Origin of the sequence: Bacillus sp. BD59S, from assembly GCF_007363175.1 — a bacterium.
GTDB classification, from domain to species: Bacteria; Bacillota; Bacilli; order Bacillales; family Bacillaceae_G; genus Bacillus_A; species Bacillus_A pacificus.
The window spans coordinates 3,716,213-3,731,347 of sequence record NZ_CP034686.1 but is presented as its reverse complement, the minus strand read 5'-3'; the positions used below and the strand labels follow the sequence as shown (position 1 = coordinate 3,731,347).

15 protein-coding genes are annotated in these 15,135 nt (G+C 34.7%); 10 read left to right on the top strand and 5 right to left on the bottom strand.

Features of this window, described 5'->3' with window-relative positions; all coding sequences use genetic code 11:
* The first annotated feature begins 145 nt into the window (after window positions 1–145).
* Together EKQ63_RS21370 and EKQ63_RS21365 are read left to right on the top strand one after the other, a co-directional pair.
* A complete protein-coding gene (locus EKQ63_RS21370; RefSeq protein ID WP_087954421.1) occupies window positions 146–874 on the top strand; it encodes a DUF4184 family protein in 729 nt (242 codons plus the stop codon).
* Between the two features lie 36 nt (window positions 875–910).
* Complete coding sequence (locus tag EKQ63_RS21365; RefSeq protein ID WP_087954422.1) at window positions 911–1,675, top strand: hypothetical protein; 765 nt, start codon at window positions 911–913, stop codon at window positions 1,673–1,675.
* A gap of 46 nt (window positions 1,676–1,721) precedes the next feature.
* Here EKQ63_RS21365 and EKQ63_RS21360 read toward each other — a convergent pair whose 3' ends face one another.
* Window positions 1,722–2,153, bottom strand: coding sequence for a DUF3997 domain-containing protein (locus EKQ63_RS21360; protein ID WP_048550603.1), 432 nt, complete (start codon window positions 2,151–2,153; stop codon window positions 1,722–1,724).
* Between the two features lie 132 nt (window positions 2,154–2,285).
* Here EKQ63_RS21360 and EKQ63_RS21355 point away from each other — a divergent pair, with 132 nt between their 5' ends.
* The 3 genes from EKQ63_RS21355 to EKQ63_RS21345 all read left to right on the top strand — a co-directional run bounded on the left by EKQ63_RS21355 (window position 2,286) and on the right by EKQ63_RS21345 (window position 3,590).
* Window positions 2,286–2,741 carry an RDD family protein gene (locus EKQ63_RS21355; protein WP_048550602.1) on the top strand — a complete coding sequence of 152 codons (456 nt, stop codon included), beginning with the start codon at window positions 2,286–2,288 and terminating at the stop codon, window positions 2,739–2,741.
* A 176-nt stretch (window positions 2,742–2,917) separates the two neighbouring features.
* Entirely contained in the window at window positions 2,918–3,016 is a 99-nt protein-coding gene (locus EKQ63_RS21350) for a flagellar motor protein (RefSeq protein WP_087954423.1), read from the top strand.
* A 64-nt stretch (window positions 3,017–3,080) separates the two neighbouring features.
* Window positions 3,081–3,590, top strand: coding sequence for an SDR family NAD(P)-dependent oxidoreductase (locus tag EKQ63_RS21345; RefSeq protein ID WP_000218416.1), 510 nt, complete (start codon window positions 3,081–3,083; stop codon window positions 3,588–3,590).
* Window positions 3,591–3,645: 55 nt separating this feature from the next.
* Here EKQ63_RS21345 and EKQ63_RS21340 read toward each other — a convergent pair whose 3' ends face one another.
* Window positions 3,646–4,746 carry an ABC transporter ATP-binding protein gene (locus tag EKQ63_RS21340; protein WP_000818928.1) on the bottom strand — a complete coding sequence of 367 codons (1,101 nt, stop codon included), beginning with the start codon at window positions 4,744–4,746 and terminating at the stop codon, window positions 3,646–3,648.
* A 261-nt stretch (window positions 4,747–5,007) separates the two neighbouring features.
* Between EKQ63_RS21340 and malL the strand changes: the two genes are divergently transcribed.
* Window positions 5,008–6,684 carry an oligo-1,6-glucosidase gene (malL, locus tag EKQ63_RS21335; RefSeq protein WP_087954424.1) on the top strand — a complete coding sequence of 559 codons (1,677 nt, stop codon included), beginning with the start codon at window positions 5,008–5,010 and terminating at the stop codon, window positions 6,682–6,684.
* A 39-nt stretch (window positions 6,685–6,723) separates the two neighbouring features.
* Here malL and EKQ63_RS21330 read toward each other — a convergent pair whose 3' ends face one another.
* Window positions 6,724–8,484, bottom strand: coding sequence for an alpha-glycosidase (locus tag EKQ63_RS21330; RefSeq protein ID WP_087954425.1), 1,761 nt, complete (start codon window positions 8,482–8,484; stop codon window positions 6,724–6,726).
* A gap of 324 nt (window positions 8,485–8,808) precedes the next feature.
* Between EKQ63_RS21330 and EKQ63_RS21325 the strand changes: the two genes are divergently transcribed.
* The 4 genes from EKQ63_RS21325 to malR all read left to right on the top strand — a co-directional run bounded on the left by EKQ63_RS21325 (window position 8,809) and on the right by malR (window position 13,580).
* A complete protein-coding gene (locus tag EKQ63_RS21325; RefSeq protein WP_087954426.1) occupies window positions 8,809–10,068 on the top strand; it encodes an extracellular solute-binding protein in 1,260 nt (419 codons plus the stop codon).
* A 64-nt stretch (window positions 10,069–10,132) separates the two neighbouring features.
* Window positions 10,133–11,434 carry a maltosaccharide ABC transporter permease MalC gene (gene malC, locus EKQ63_RS21320; RefSeq protein ID WP_001194989.1) on the top strand — a complete coding sequence of 434 codons (1,302 nt, stop codon included), beginning with the start codon at window positions 10,133–10,135 and terminating at the stop codon, window positions 11,432–11,434.
* Window positions 11,435–12,277, top strand: coding sequence for a maltosaccharide ABC transporter permease MalD (gene malD, locus EKQ63_RS21315; protein WP_087954427.1), 843 nt, complete (start codon window positions 11,435–11,437; stop codon window positions 12,275–12,277).
* Window positions 12,278–12,557: 280 nt separating this feature from the next.
* Window positions 12,558–13,580, top strand: coding sequence for a maltose operon transcriptional repressor MalR (gene malR / locus EKQ63_RS21310; RefSeq protein WP_087954428.1), 1,023 nt, complete (start codon window positions 12,558–12,560; stop codon window positions 13,578–13,580).
* Between the two features lie 14 nt (window positions 13,581–13,594).
* Here the strand turns inward: malR and EKQ63_RS21305 are convergent, their stop codons facing one another.
* Both EKQ63_RS21305 and EKQ63_RS21300 read right to left on the bottom strand, forming a co-directional pair.
* A complete protein-coding gene (locus EKQ63_RS21305) occupies window positions 13,595–14,758 on the bottom strand; it encodes an aminotransferase A (protein ID WP_048550590.1) in 1,164 nt (387 codons plus the stop codon).
* Window positions 14,759–14,881: 123 nt separating this feature from the next.
* Window positions 14,882–15,082: a hypothetical protein gene (locus EKQ63_RS21300; RefSeq protein WP_000929285.1), complete on the bottom strand. Its 201-nt coding sequence runs from the start codon at window positions 15,080–15,082 to the stop codon at window positions 14,882–14,884.
* Window positions 15,083–15,135: the final 53 nt, after the last annotated feature.

Sequence of the window (15,135 nt, the reverse complement as noted above, 5' to 3'; positions counted from 1 at the left end):
AACCCCTCCTTATTTTCTGAATATTTCATGTGGATTATATCATTTAAACTATCATATTCCAATGTGAAAATAAATATTGCATGGATATTATTCATATCGTTATGATAGTATGTAATCTATTGTAATTCTAAAAAGGAGCCAAAACATGCCGTTTACATTTGCACATCCAGCAGCAGTTCTTCCTTTTATGAAAAAACAGTCCAAATCTATTTCAGTAACGGCTCTTATATTAGGGAGTATGGCGCCTGATTTTGAATATTTTTTACACTTTAGACCGTATGGTATTATTGGCCATACATGGCTTGGGTTCTTATATTTAAATTTACCACTTGTATTTCTGCTCGCATATATGTATCATTACATTTTAAAAAAGCCGTTTATAACGCATTTACCTAAACCATTTGCTGGCTACTATATTTATGCGGTAGATGAGAGGTGGGGGCTTCATACATGGAAAGATTTCTTTGTATTTTGCTATTCCGCTTTATTTGGTATGCTCACGCATGTCGTTTGGGATGCATTTACTCATCATACAGGCTACTTCGTTATGAAAATACCATTTTTACAAAGAGAATTATATAGTATTCCAGTGTATAAATATATGCAGCATGGGAGTACATGTGTCGGTTTATTATTACTATTGTACGTACTATGGAAGTATAAAGATGAAACAGGAAAAGATATGATGATAGCTTCAGAAAAAAGGAAGTATTGGATTTCGGCAATCATTGTGGCAGTTCTTATATTTGTCGTTCACACGTTCGTAGATCCCTATTTTCATATTTTCCAAATAGGAGGTATAATAGTATCTGGACTAACAAGTTCGTTTTGTGGACTTCTCATTGTTTCCATAGTTTACAAAGCAAAGGACTAATTAATATTAATGAATGATAGTGTTAGGAGAAATTATATGATGAAAGCATGGAAAAGTATTTTTGTTTTATGTAGTTTTCTTCTTATGTTAAGTGGTTGCTTCCATCAAGAAGAAAAGAAAGTTGAACCGAAGAAGAAAGAATCTATTCCTGAAACAAAAGAATATGGTGGGCGTGAGCTGAAAAAAGTAGGACAAAAAGTGAAAGAAACTGGCTGGGGTACTTTTAAGTTAGAACAGATTCATTCAGTAAATCAAACATTTGAAGTAGCACCAATGAAAATTCACGTACAAGATGTGAAAGTAATCTCTTTATCGCAGATGAGTAAAGACGCAAAAAATACATTAAAAGTATATACGGCATTAACTCCTGAAGAAGTAAAGCGTAGATTAGGAGATAAAGTCAGTCAAGAAGATGCGGAGTTATATGCATCGCTAAGTGGTACAGAGATTAGTGATACGATTCGTTACGTTGAAATTACATATAAGGTGGAAAATAGCGGGAATAAAAATATACAATTTTTCTCTATGAATGATGTTGCGATTAATGATAAACAACATTTTAAAGTAGCAACGCAAAACTTTTTATATGATGAAGATACGCTCGTTGGTACAAAAAATGTATCAAGGGAAGACTATAAGCCTGGTGAAACAAGAGATGGTATTATCGGCCTAATACTTGATGATGGAAAAGAAAAGGTAAAGGATATTAAATTTACAACAGATAATGTAATCGCAGCAGATACAGAAACGCAAGATGTTGTAAAAGAGCCACAAACTTTTAACATCTCACTTTCTGAGTAAGTTGTTTTTAAATATATGTAAGAAAAAACAGTCAGCGCTCAAACTATTATGCTGACTGTTTTTTCCGTTCTTCTATGTATGAATCTACACTTTGAAAAGGCACCTTAATTTTAAACGCATCTTTTTGTTCATCAAATTGCTTTTCATTATAGGGGCCAAAACGTTTATTATGCTTTACGTCAATAATCCAATAATGCTCGCTTTTTTTATTTGCAATTGCCCCGTCAGGATTATTCGGATCTGACTTTTCCTCAGTTTGTTTTGCAATAATGTATTTATCATCCCAGGCTATGTCTGTAATTTTTGCAGGAATGTATTGTGTGGCGTATACAGCATCTTGCGTGGGGAAAAGTTCAAATGCATTTCCAGAAGTACGTATGAGCTCGTATTCATCGTTAATCGTGTATGTTATATGATTTGTATTTCCAGAACAACCGGCTAATAGGAATGCGACGAATAGGATTATCCATTTTTTCAATATGGGAACCTCCTTTACAATGCTGTTGTAACACATTGTACAAGAAAAGTAAGAGAAACGCTAGTTTACAATGTTTTTTAGAAGTGGTACGATGAGACGGGTAAAGAAGGATATGAAGGAGTCGACATAAAAATGAAGTTAAAGATGCATCGTCCAGCGCTTGTAATGAATCGCATAGGTGCCTCCCTAATTGACATGTTTTTAATCTCGGTTATGTATGGTGCAGTAGTAGCTGTTATGACTGGAAATTATAGTGCTATTTTTAATCGCTTTAATATTAGTTTTGGCGATTATAGATATGATCTTGCAGTAGTTTTTATATTAATGGCGATATATTTTATTTTGCTACCCTTTATTTGGAACGGTGTAACACTTGGTAAAAAGGTAACGAGAATAAAATTAATTTCATTGAAGAGTGAAAAGTTAACATTACAAACATTAACGATTCGATTTTTTGTATTGTTATTACCGAACATATTACTACTTGGAATTCCGGTGTTGTGTAACGTATATATGATGTTATTCCGCAAAGATAATTGTGGTTTTCAGGATTTAATTACAAAAACGAAAGTGATAAGTCTTGTATAACAAAAAAGAGACCTTTTTATATAAAAAGGTCTCTTTTTTGTTATACAAATATATTTTAATGGATATATAACAAGGAAAAAGTTAATCTATATCATTTTTGGGTTCAATAGATTGAAAATTAAGAAAATGTTATAATGATTAAAATAATATGTTTATATAATAAGGAGGAAATTGAAATGACTGGAGGTAGCGTAATCTTTTGGGGGATTTTAATTTTCATCGGTTTAGTGTTCGATCAGCGTAATAGTAAGAAAAAAGAAGAAGTAAAAAAGTAATCGCTTACAAATGAATAAGCAACTTTTCTTGCTTGCAGACTAATCTCATAAAGGGGTATACTGAATGACGGTAAGACTTATAGAAGGGGTAATGAAAATGAAGCTTGCAGGAAAAGTTGCCATCGTAACTGGCGGTGGCATCGGTATTGGACGTAATACAGCTCTTTTGTTGGCTAAACAAGGCGCAAAAGTAATTGTGACGGATATCGATCAAGAAAGTGGACAAGCAACAGTGGAGGAAATTACGAATCTAGGCGGAGAAGCACTTTTTGTATCCTATGATATGGAAAAACAAGGAGATTGGCAGCGCGTAATCAGCATTACTTTGAATGCATTCAGTCGCATTGATATGCTTTTTCAAAATGCTGGTTTATATAAAATAGATTCTATATTTTCACGCCAACAAGAGAACGATTCCAATGTACTTTGTATTAATGACGTATGGATAGAGATAAAACAATTAACGTCATCTTTTATGAAACAGCAAGAAGAAGTGGTGCTGAGTGACTTACCGATTTTCGGTATTATTGGCACGAAAGGACAATCATTTCATACAGTAGAAGCCCTCGTATAATAGTGAAAACCGCCCTCAATATATGTGGACGGTTTTTTTGTATGAAAATTATTTTTTAACGAATGCGTTGTTCGGTTTGACTATCAAAGAAATGCGCTTTATTCATATCAAATGCTAGTTTAATTTGGTCACCAGGTGAAAATGTATGTCTTGCATCAACACGTGCTGCAAAATCTTGATTTCCAAGTTTCATATATAAAATAGATTCAGCACCTAATAACTCAGCAACTTCAATTTTTGTTGTGAAGGCAGTAGATTGTGAAGCTTCTAAAAATAATAGTTCATCATGAATGTCCTCAGGACGAATACCTAAAACAATATCCTTATTTACATAGCCTTGTTCACGTAATATCTTCATTTTTCCCTCAGTTACTTTAATTTTTACAGCATTGTCTATAACGAAATCGGTTTCAGTTAATTTACCACGGAAGAAATTCATCGCTGGAGAGCCGATAAATCCACCAACAAAAATATTTTCAGGTGTTTCATATACTTCTTTTGGAGTACCAATTTGTTGAATTTTTCCGTCTTTCATAACAACAAGACGAGAAGCCATTGTCATCGCTTCAGTTTGATCATGTGTTACATAAATTGTTGTCGTTCCAAGGCGGTGGTGTAACTTAGAAATTTCTGAGCGCATTGCAACACGTAATTTAGCGTCCAAGTTAGATAAAGGCTCGTCCATTAAGAACACTTTCGCGTCTCGAACGATTGCTCTCCCTAACGCAACACGTTGACGTTGTCCACCGGATAAAGCTTTCGGTTTTCTATCTAAATATTGTTCCAGTCCTAAAATTTTTGCTGCATCTTTCACACGACGATCAATTTCATCTTTTGGTATTTTTCTAAGTTTTAATCCAAATGCCATATTATCATATACACTCATATGTGGATATAGAGCATAGTTTTGGAAGACCATTGCGATATCGCGATCTTTTGGAGGGACATCATTCATTAGCTTACCATCAATTGAAAACTCTCCTTTTGAAATGTCTTCAAGTCCAGCCACCATTCGTAATGTTGTAGATTTTCCGCATCCAGAAGGACCGACAAATACGATAAATTCTTTATCTTGAATGTGTAAATTGAAGTCTGTTACAGCTGTTACGTTATTATCATATATTTTATAAATGTTTTCTAATTTCAGTTCTGCCATGGTATTTCCCCCTAGAAATAATTATGCAAACGTTTTCTTTGAGTTCATTATAAACGAATAGATTCAAAAAATAAACAAAAAAATAAAACGTTTTCATAAATTAGAAGAATATTAGTAAATTTCGTATGTTTTCTTAGAAAAATAAGAATAAAAGTTGTAAGCGCTATTTTAAATTAAGATAGAATCTGTTATCATTCATTAATGAAAACGTTTGCGCCTTGAAAAGAGAAAATCGAATTATGAATGAAATGGGGTAGCATAATGGAAAAACAGTGGTGGAAAGAAAGTGTAGTATATCAAATTTATCCTCGTAGCTTTATGGATAGCAACGGTGATGGTATCGGGGATCTTCGCGGTATTATTTCAAAGTTAGATTACTTAAAAGAATTAGGGATTGATGTAATTTGGTTATCACCAGTCTATGAATCTCCAAATGATGATAATGGTTATGATATAAGTGATTATTGTAAAATTATGAATGAGTTCGGAACAATGGAAGATTGGGATGAGCTATTACATGAAATGCATGAACGTAATATGAAACTTATGATGGACTTAGTTGTTAATCATACTTCTGATGAACATAATTGGTTTATTGAATCACGTAAATCAAAAGATAATAAATATAGAGATTACTATATATGGCGCCCTGGAAAAGAAGGAAAAGAGCCGAATAACTGGGGAGCAGCGTTTAGTGGATCAGCATGGCAGTATGATGAAATGACAGATGAATATTATTTACATTTGTTTTCTAAAAAACAGCCAGATTTAAATTGGGATAATGAAAAGGTAAGGCAAGATGTTTATGAAATGATGAAGTTTTGGTTAGAAAAAGGAATTGATGGCTTCCGTATGGATGTTATTAATTTTATTTCTAAAGAAGAGGGATTACCAGCTGTTGAAACAGAAGAAGAGGGGTATGTTTCAGGTCATAAGCATTTTATGAACGGTCCAAACATTCATAAATATTTACATGAAATGAATGAAGAAGTATTGTCTCATTATGATATTATGACGGTTGGTGAAATGCCTGGTGTAACGACAGAAGAAGCGAAATTGTATACCGGGGAAGAACGAAAAGAACTGCAGATGGTATTCCAATTTGAACATATGGATTTAGACTCAGGAGAAGGCGGAAAATGGGATGTAAAACCATGTTCACTCTTTACTTTAAAAGAGAATTTAACGAAGTGGCAAAAAGCATTAGAACATACAGGCTGGAATAGTCTGTATTGGAATAACCATGATCAGCCTCGCGTTGTATCTCGTTTTGGTAATGATGGAATGTATCGCATTGAATCTGCGAAAATGTTAGCGACGGTGCTTCATATGATGAAAGGAACACCGTATATTTATCAAGGAGAAGAAATTGGAATGACAAACGTCCGATTTGAGTCGATTGATGAATATCGAGATATTGAAACGTTAAATATGTATAAAGAAAAAGTGATAGACCGTGGTGAAGATATAGAAAAAGTAATGGAATCTATTTATATAAAGGGTCGTGATAATGCTAGAACTCCGATGCAGTGGGATGATCAGAATCACGCTGGATTTACAACAGGTGAACCTTGGATTACGGTAAACCCTAATTACAAAGAAATTAATGTGAAACAAGCGATCCAAAATAAAGATTCAATTTTTTATTATTATAAAAAATTAATTGAGTTACGCAAAAATAATGAAATAGTTGTGTATGGATCATATGATTTAATATTGGAGAATAATCCATCTATTTTTGCATACGTAAGAACATATGGAGATGAAAAACTTCTTGTTATTGCAAACTTTACTGCGGAAGAATGTATATTTGAATTGCCTGAGGACGTTAGTTATAGTGAAGTAGAGTTACTCATACACAATTACGACGTAGAGAATGGACCTATAGAAAACATACCATTACGTCCGTATGAAGCAATAGTATTCAAATTGAAATAAGAAAAATCCTTATACCGTTTTGGTATAAGGATTTTTTTACTACCATTTTAATATGGAGAATCCATATGGAGGAAGTGTAATTTGTAATACACTTGCTTCCGCTGAAAATTCTTCGTTTGTATAAATGTTAATGATTTTCTTTCCAGTAACATGGAGAGGGAGTGAAGCTGTAATGTCACTATTAGTCGGATTTAAAACGAAAAAGATCGTTTCATCTTCGTATGTTTTCGTATAAGAAATATAATTATGTTCATCATTTGCTTCGATAAATTGGAAAGTACCATGTCCTCCAAATGCTTTATATTGCTTTCGTAATGAAATTAATGTTTGTACATGTGTAAGTAATAGATGATCTTGTTCTTTCGTATCCCAAATCATACATTTGCGACAAGCTGGATCCATACCACCGTCCATGCCAATCTCGTCTCCATAATAAATACAAGGAGAGCCGATGAAAGAAAGATGGAATACATAAAGTAACTGTAACTTATTTTTATCTCCGTTACATGTTGTCAATATTCTTGGTGTATCATGACTGTCTAATAAATGAAATGCTGCTTCATTTACATTCATAGAGTAGGAATGGAGAGATTCTGTAATTTGTTTCATAAATTCATTTGCTTTAATGGAATCGTTGGCAAAGTAAGATAGTAGAGCATTTGTGACAGGATAGCTCATTACAGCATCAAATTGATCTCCTTGTAACCATGGAAGTGCATCGTGCCAAATTTCTCCTAAAATATATACTTCAGGATTTAATGCTTTTATCTCGCTTCGGAATTCTCTCCAAAAGCTATGATCGACTTCATTTGCTACATCAAGGCGCCACCCGTCTATATTGAATTCTTTTACCCAATAACGCCCTACTTCAAGTAAGTATTCTTTTACATCCGGGTGTGCAGTGTTTAATTTTGGCATATACGGTGTAAACGCGAAAGTATCATAATTCGGAAGTGGCTCAGTTCTAATAGGGAACTCATGAATATGAAACCATTCTTTATATGCTGACTGTTCACCATTTTCTAGTACGTCTTGAAATTTATCGAAAAAGTATCCACTGTGATTGAATACGGCATCGAGCATTACTTTTATACCATGTGTATGACATGCCTCAACGAGTTCTTTGAATGTTTCTTTTGTGCCAAATTGCGGATCGATTTCCATGTAGTCAATTGTGTCATATTTATGGTTTGAATGTGCTTTGAAAATAGGTGTGAAATATATTCCCGAAATTCCAAGCTTAACAAGGTAATCGAGTTTTTGCATAATACCAGCAAAATCTCCGCCGAAAAAATTAGTTGGAGTTGGTTCAGCGCTTCCCCAAGGAAGGGTGTTTTCTGGATTCAACGTATGATCTCCATTAGCGAACCGTTCTGGGAAAATTTGATACCAAACAGTATCTTTAATCCAGGAAGGTGCTTTGAATACATCATTTGCATGAATAAATGGAAAACAAAAAAAGTTACCAACGTCATCATTTGGAATGCTGGAAAAAAATCCGCGTTCTGCATAAATAAGCGTTTCTGTCTCTGCTTTTAATTCAAAGCCATAACGTAAGCGCTTAAATTTCGGCTCGATGGAAATGGACCAATAATCAAATAATGCAGTAGAACCAGTTTTTTTCATCGGTGCACTTAAAGAAATCCACTTCCCGTCTGTCCATTCATAAGGATCACCATAAATAAGATTGGTGCTTTGAACATCGTCTTTTTTCGTACGTATTCGGATATGAATCGTTTTTTCATCGTAAGCGTATGCGTAATTATCTTTTGGCCTATGATAGATGGCGTCTTTAAGCATATAAAAAATCCCCCTTTACTATCTCTATGCATATTGTTCCCTTAAGTATCATAATAAAGCATATGTTGCAAACGATTGCCTTTTGCATAGCTTTAATATTGCTTATAAGAGTAGTATTCATTTCGTATAAAGTCAATGTACAAAGAGTATAGTAATAATATTTTTAAAATTAATATTTGCAAAATGAATAAAAGAATGTATAATGATAGACAAATAGCGCAAACGTTTTCATAGATTGAGATATTGTTTGCGCTTCTATTAAACCATTCAATGCAAACGTTTTCAATTAGTAGGGTACATATACAATTCAGGGAGGTTTTTGGGATGAAGAAAGCATTATCATTATTAACGGTTTCAGCATTATCAATTGGTATGTTATCTGCATGTGGACCGAAAGATTCAGGGAAAAAAGAAGAAAGTAAAGCAAAGAAAGATTATGATCTACTCGTTTGGGAAGATGATAAAAAAGGTGTTGGTTTAGAACCAGCAGTGAAAAGCTTTGAGGAAAAATATAAAGTAAAAGTAAAAGTTGTTGAAATGCAAATGACAGATCAAGTGAAGAAGTTACGCCTTGATGGACCAGCGGGGACGGGACCAGATGTTGTAACATTGCCACATGATCAAATCGGAAATGCAGTAACAGAAGGTTTACTTTCTGAAGTGAAAGCTGACGATGCTGTAAAGAGTAAATTTACTGATTCATCAATAGAAGCACAGACATATAACGGAAAATTATACGGTTTACCAAAAGCAATTGAGACACCAATCTTTATTTACAATAAAAAATTAATGCCAAAAGCACCAGAAACGATGGACGAGCTGTTTAACTTCTCAAAAGAATTTACGAAAGATGGCAAATACGGGTTCTTAACGCTAGGAGATAACTTCTACTTTGCTAATGCATTCATGGCAGGTATGGGTGGTTATGTGTTTGGTGAAAAAGATGGAAAGCCAAATGCAAGTGATGTTGGATTAAATAATAGCGGAGCAGTACAAGGTGCTGAATATCTTCAAAAATGGTACAAAGAAAAGTTATTCCCGAAAGGTATTATCGGTGAATCTGGTGGACCTGCTGCTGATGGACTATTTAACGAAGGAAAAGCAGCATCTATCATGAACGGTCCATGGGCGTTCCAAGCAATGGAAAAGAACGGAATTGATTATGGCGTTGCTCCAATGCCAAAATTACCAAACGGTCAACCAATGAAAACATTTGTTGGTGTTAAAGGATGGCATGTAACAAGTTTCTCTAAACAAAATGATTTAGCTACAAAGTTCACTGAATGGGTAACAAATGAAGAGAACGCAAAAATTCGATTTGAGAAAACGAAAGAAATTCCTCCAGTAAAAGCAGTAATGGAAGATCCAATCATTAAAGACAACGAAGCTGCAAAAGCAGTTGCAACACAATCTGAAAATGGAATTCCAATGCCGAACATTCCAGAAATGCAAGAAGTATGGAAACCAGCTGGAGATGCACTTCAATTAGTTGTTACGGAAAAAGAGGCACCAAAAGCAGCACTTGACAATGCAGTGAAGCAAATTAAAGGTAATATTGAGGCAAATCATAGTAAGAAAAAATAAGGTGAAATTCGTGCCTCTCATATAAGGGGCACGAATTCTCTCCCAGAAAAAAGGGGGAAGGAACATGCAAACATCTATGGAACCAGCAAACGGTTTAAACGGTTCAAAACATAGGAAAATGGCAACCATGTTATCTATCATTCCAGGCGTGGGCCAAATGTATAACAAGCAATTTGTAAAAGGTCTTATTTTTCTAGTCTTAACAGGTTCATTTATTGTAGCCTTTGCTGATTTATTAAATATGGGATTATGGGGAATTGTAACGCTTGGTACAGAAGTTCCACGTGACCATTCTGTCTTTCTATTAGTAGAGGGAATCTTGGCACTCATCGTCATCGTGTTTGGACTTGGAATATATGCATTTAATTTATATGATGCATACCAAAACGGGAAGAAACGGGATATAGGAACACCTTTAAACTCTGTAAAAGAGCAATACCGTAATTTACTAGATCAAGGTTTTCCATATTTAATGGTTTCACCAGGGTTTCTATTACTTATCTTTGTCGTTGTCTTTCCAATCATTTTCGTAATTTTAATTGGATTTACGAACTATGATTTATATCATTCTCCTCCAGCTAAATTAGTAGATTGGGTAGGGTTTAAAAACTTTATTGATATCTTTACATTACCGATGTGGAGAGAGACATTTTTAAGTGTATTTTCTTGGACTGTCATTTGGACATTCGTTGCAACGACATTACAAGTTGCGCTTGGTATTTTCTTAGCAATTATCGTAAATCAGCCTGGTATTAAAGGGAAGGCGATTATTCGAACAATCTTCATTTTACCGTGGGCGGTCCCAGCATTCGTATCTATTCTTGTTTTCTCTGGTATGTTTAATGAAACATTTGGAGCAATTAACAATCAAGTACTAGCTTTATTCGGAATTGAAAAGATTGCTTGGATGACAGATCCATTTTGGGCGAAGATTGCTTTAATTATGATTCAAACGTGGCTTGGATTCCCGTTCGTCTTTGCAATGACAACAGGTATACTGCAATCGATTCCAGGAGAATTATACGAAGCGGCTACAGTAGATGGGGCTACAGCTTGGCAACAGTTTCGTAAAATTACATTGCCACTTGTTCTATATGCAACAGCACCAATATTAATTACGCAATATACGTTTAACTTTAATAACTTTAGTATCATCTATCTATTTAACGGCGGAGGTCCTGCTGTAGCTGGACAAGACGCAGGTGGAACAGATATTTTAATTTCATGGATTTATAAGTTAACGATGACTTCCGCGCAGTACGGAAAAGCAGCAGCTCTTACAATGATCTTATCGTTAATCGTTATTACAGTTGCGTTATGGCAATTTAAGAGAACAAAATCATTCCAAGAAGAGGATATGATGTAAATGAATATTAAAAGACAAAAGATGTTACGTCTCTCATTAAGTTATCTCGTTATTTTCGTAATGTGTGCCATCATTTTCTATCCATTATTATGGATTATTGGCTCATCGTTTAATCCGGGTGATAGTTTATCTGGATCAAGTATTATTCCGCAAAATGCAACGCTAGATCATTATCGTAAGTTATTAGACTTAGAGAATAGTAATTATTTACTATGGTATAAAAACACATTAAAAGTAAGTGTTTTAACGATGGTTTTCTCAGTGTTAGCAATTAGTTTTACTGCTTATGCATTTTCGAGATACCGTTTTGTTGGAAGAAAAAATGGTTTACTAACATTTTTAATTTTGCAAATGATTCCAAACTTTGCAGCGTTAATCGCTTTATACGTATTAGCGCAGTTAACAGGATTAATTGATACGCACCTTGCATTAATTTTAATTTATGTAGGCGGGGCAATTCCAATGAATACATGGCTTATGAAAGGGTATTTTGATACGATCCCGAAAGAATTGGATGAGTCAGCTCGTATGGATGGAGCAGGACATTTCCGTATTTTTTGGCAAATCATTATGCCACTTGCAAAACCAATCGTAGCGGTTGTAGCGTTATTCACTTTCATCGGTCCATTTACAGATTTCATTTTAGCGAGTATTATTTTGCGCACACCAGAAAATTATACGTTAGCAGTTGGATTATATGAAATGGTGGCGAAGAAATTTGGAAATGAATTTACAACGTTCGCAGCGGGTTCAGTATTGATTGCAATCCCAATTTCAATTTTATTCCTATCACTACAAAAATACTTTATCTCTGGTTTAACTGCTGGAGGTACGAAAGGATGAAAAATGGGACATTATGTCCCATTTTTCTTTTCATCTCCCTATAAATAAGTTTATAGGGAGATGAAAAGAGATTTGACATCCCATATGAAAAGAAGTGAAATAAATAGTATATTATAGTATAGGAAAAAAGAGCTCTATCCCTTACAATACATGGAGAGGGAGAATATGATAGGTTTTACAAGATAGAATCAATGAAAGTTTATGACTTCTCCTATTACTTGCAACGGGTGCAAGATGAAAATATATAAAATGGCAGAGAAGTGAAAGGAGGGGGATTTTTATGACAGTTACAATTAAAGATGTGGCGAAGAAGGCGAATGTAGCACCATCTACCGTTTCTCGTGTAATTGCTGATAATCCAAGTATAAGTGAAAAAACAAAGCGTCGTGTTCGGAAAGTAATGAGTGAACTAGGGTATCATCCTAATTTAAACGCAAGAAACCTAGCTAACCAAACAACAAAAACACTTGGCCTTGTTATGCCAAGTTCTGCAAGTAAAGCTTTTCAAAATCCGTTTTTCCCAGAAGTTATAAGAGGGATTAGTTCATTTGCACATGTGGAAGGGTATGCACTTTATATGTCGACAGGTGAAACGGAAGATGAAATTTTTAATGGTGTTGTAAAGATGGTGCAAGGGCGCCAAATTGGTGGTATTATTCTTTTATATTCAAGAGAGAATGATCGGATTATTCAATATTTACATAAACAAAATTTCCCGTTTGTTTTAATTGGGAAACCATATGATCGAAAAGATGAAATTACATATGTAGATAATGACAATTATACAGCTGCAAGAGAAGTGGCAGAATATTTAATTTCATTAGGTCATAAACAAATCGCGTTCATCGGCGGTGGATCAGATTTACTTGTAACGAGGGATCGTTTGGCTGGTATGAGTGATGCTTTAAAATTAGCAGACATTGTATTACCAAAAGAGTATATTTTACATTTTGATTTTTCAAGAGAAAGTGGTCAACAAGCCGTGGAGGAATTAATGGGATTGAAGCAACCACCGACAGCAATTATGGCAACGGATGATCTAATTGGACTTGGTGTGCTAAGTGCACTTTCTAAAAAAGGATTTGTTGTACCGAAGGATGTTTCAATTGTAAGTTTTAATAATGCTTTATTATCAGAAATTTCGAGTCCGCCACTTTCAACAGTTGATGTGAATATATATCAGCTAGGATATGAAGCTGCAAAAGCTTTAGTTGATAAAGTAGAGAATGCAGAGTCTACTGCAAAGTGTATCATTATTCCGCATAAATTACTGAAGCGTCAAACTTGTGATCATTATGCATAAAAAAAGCTAAGAGTTTAACTCTTAGCTTTTTTTTGTAGAAAGGCTTCTAAACGGTCACAGCCTTCTTTTAAAGTTTCAATACTATACGCATAGGACAAGCGAAGGTAGCCTTCCCCATATTCAGAGAATGCTGTTCCGGGAACGACGGCAAGTCCAGCTTCTTTCACAAGATCAAGTGCAAAATCAAATGATGAAGATGTTAAATGGCCAACATATGGGAATAAGTAAAATGCACCGGTTGGCTTTTCAACTGTTAAGCCCATTTGAATGAGTCTATTATATACGTAATCACGGCGTTTTTTGTATTGATGACGCATCATTTTTGGTGCATCTTTAGCAGCTGTTAATGCTTCAATTGCAGCATATTGAGCGATTGAAGTAGCGCACGTTACGTTGTATTGATGAACTTTTAATATATGCCCAGCTAAATAGTCTGGTGCGAATAATAGACCGATACGCCAGCCAGTCATAGAATGCGATTTTGATAAACCGTTAATGACGATAGTCTTTTCGCGCATTTCTGGGAAATGAGCGATCGATGTATGTGTTTGTTCATATACAAGTTCGCTATAAATTTCATCAGAAAGGACGAAAATATTTTTATCTTTTAAAACATTTACAATATCCTGTAGTTCTTCTTTTGATAAAGTTACACCAGTTGGATTAGAAGGATATGGAAGTACGACGCATCTTGTTTTTTCTGTAATGGCATTTTTTAGTGCATCGGCTGTTAAACGGAAGCCAGTTTCACGAACATCTATAAATACAGGCGTTGCACCGCATAATCGAATAATAGGTTCGTATCCTGGATAAATGGGAGCAGGTAAGATGACTTCTGTTCCTGGCTCTAGAATCGTTCGAAATGCAACATCAATTGCTTCACTAGCACCGATTGTAACGATGGTTTCGTTTTCAGGTGAATAATGTAAATCGTAGTTATCTTTTACAAAGTTACAAGCTGCCTTGCGTAATTCTAGTAAACCAGCGTTATGTGTATAGCTTGTATAATTTTCTGTAATAGCCCGTTTTGCCGCTTCTTTTACGAGAGAAGGTGTAGGAAAATCAGGTTGTCCAATTGTTAAAGAGATAAGATTATCATAGTTTTGAATCATGTTAGAGAATTGACGGATTCCAGAAATTTGGATGTCCTTCACTCTAGGGTTAATGAATTGTTCCATTGTATCTCCCTTTCTTCCGTTTGAAAATTAAGTTCATTTTAACATATTTTCTATGATTTCGCTTGCGTATATGTTACGTAGAAAGAGAGGGATAATAGAAAAAAAGCCGCTGTAAGCGACTTTTTAATATCCGTACTCCCAATCTATTTCATCTTCATTCCAAAGTACAGAGGATACTTTGCCAAGGTGAACAACTGATTCATTCACAGCGCATGTGCAATTTTCTTCTCCTGTTTTATGCTGTAACTCTTCATATACTGATTTTTCAACATTTTCTAGAACAACCAAATTTTCTTCTTTTAAAACAAGCGTAGTACCCGCCATATTTATCTTCCTCCTACTAAAATAATGATCACTTATTTGTAAACATAGATAGT

Bases quoted from the DNA above. Each gene is read 5' to 3' on its own strand.
- EKQ63_RS21330 (WP_087954425.1), bottom strand. From the start codon at position 8,484: ATGCTTAAAGACGCCATCTATCATAGGCCAAAAGATAATTACGCATAC.
- EKQ63_RS21355 (WP_048550602.1), top strand. From the start codon at position 2,286: ATGAAGTTAAAGATGCATCGTCCAGCGCTTGTAATGAATCGCATAGGT.
- malL (WP_087954424.1), top strand. From the start codon at position 5,008: ATGGAAAAACAGTGGTGGAAAGAAAGTGTAGTATATCAAATTTATCCT.
- malR (WP_087954428.1), top strand. From the start codon at position 12,558: ATGACAGTTACAATTAAAGATGTGGCGAAGAAGGCGAATGTAGCACCA.
- EKQ63_RS21340 (WP_000818928.1), bottom strand. From the start codon at position 4,746: ATGGCAGAACTGAAATTAGAAAACATTTATAAAATATATGATAATAAC.
- EKQ63_RS21345 (WP_000218416.1), top strand. From the start codon at position 3,081: ATGACGGTAAGACTTATAGAAGGGGTAATGAAAATGAAGCTTGCAGGA.
- EKQ63_RS21365 (WP_087954422.1), top strand. From the start codon at position 911: ATGATGAAAGCATGGAAAAGTATTTTTGTTTTATGTAGTTTTCTTCTT.
- EKQ63_RS21370 (WP_087954421.1), top strand. From the start codon at position 146: ATGCCGTTTACATTTGCACATCCAGCAGCAGTTCTTCCTTTTATGAAA.
- EKQ63_RS21305 (WP_048550590.1), bottom strand. From the start codon at position 14,758: ATGGAACAATTCATTAACCCTAGAGTGAAGGACATCCAAATTTCTGGA.
- EKQ63_RS21300 (WP_000929285.1), bottom strand. From the start codon at position 15,082: ATGGCGGGTACTACGCTTGTTTTAAAAGAAGAAAATTTGGTTGTTCTA.
- malC (WP_001194989.1), top strand. From the start codon at position 10,133: ATGCAAACATCTATGGAACCAGCAAACGGTTTAAACGGTTCAAAACAT.
- malD (WP_087954427.1), top strand. From the start codon at position 11,435: ATGAATATTAAAAGACAAAAGATGTTACGTCTCTCATTAAGTTATCTC.
- EKQ63_RS21325 (WP_087954426.1), top strand. From the start codon at position 8,809: ATGAAGAAAGCATTATCATTATTAACGGTTTCAGCATTATCAATTGGT.
- EKQ63_RS21350 (WP_087954423.1), top strand. From the start codon at position 2,918: ATGACTGGAGGTAGCGTAATCTTTTGGGGGATTTTAATTTTCATCGGT.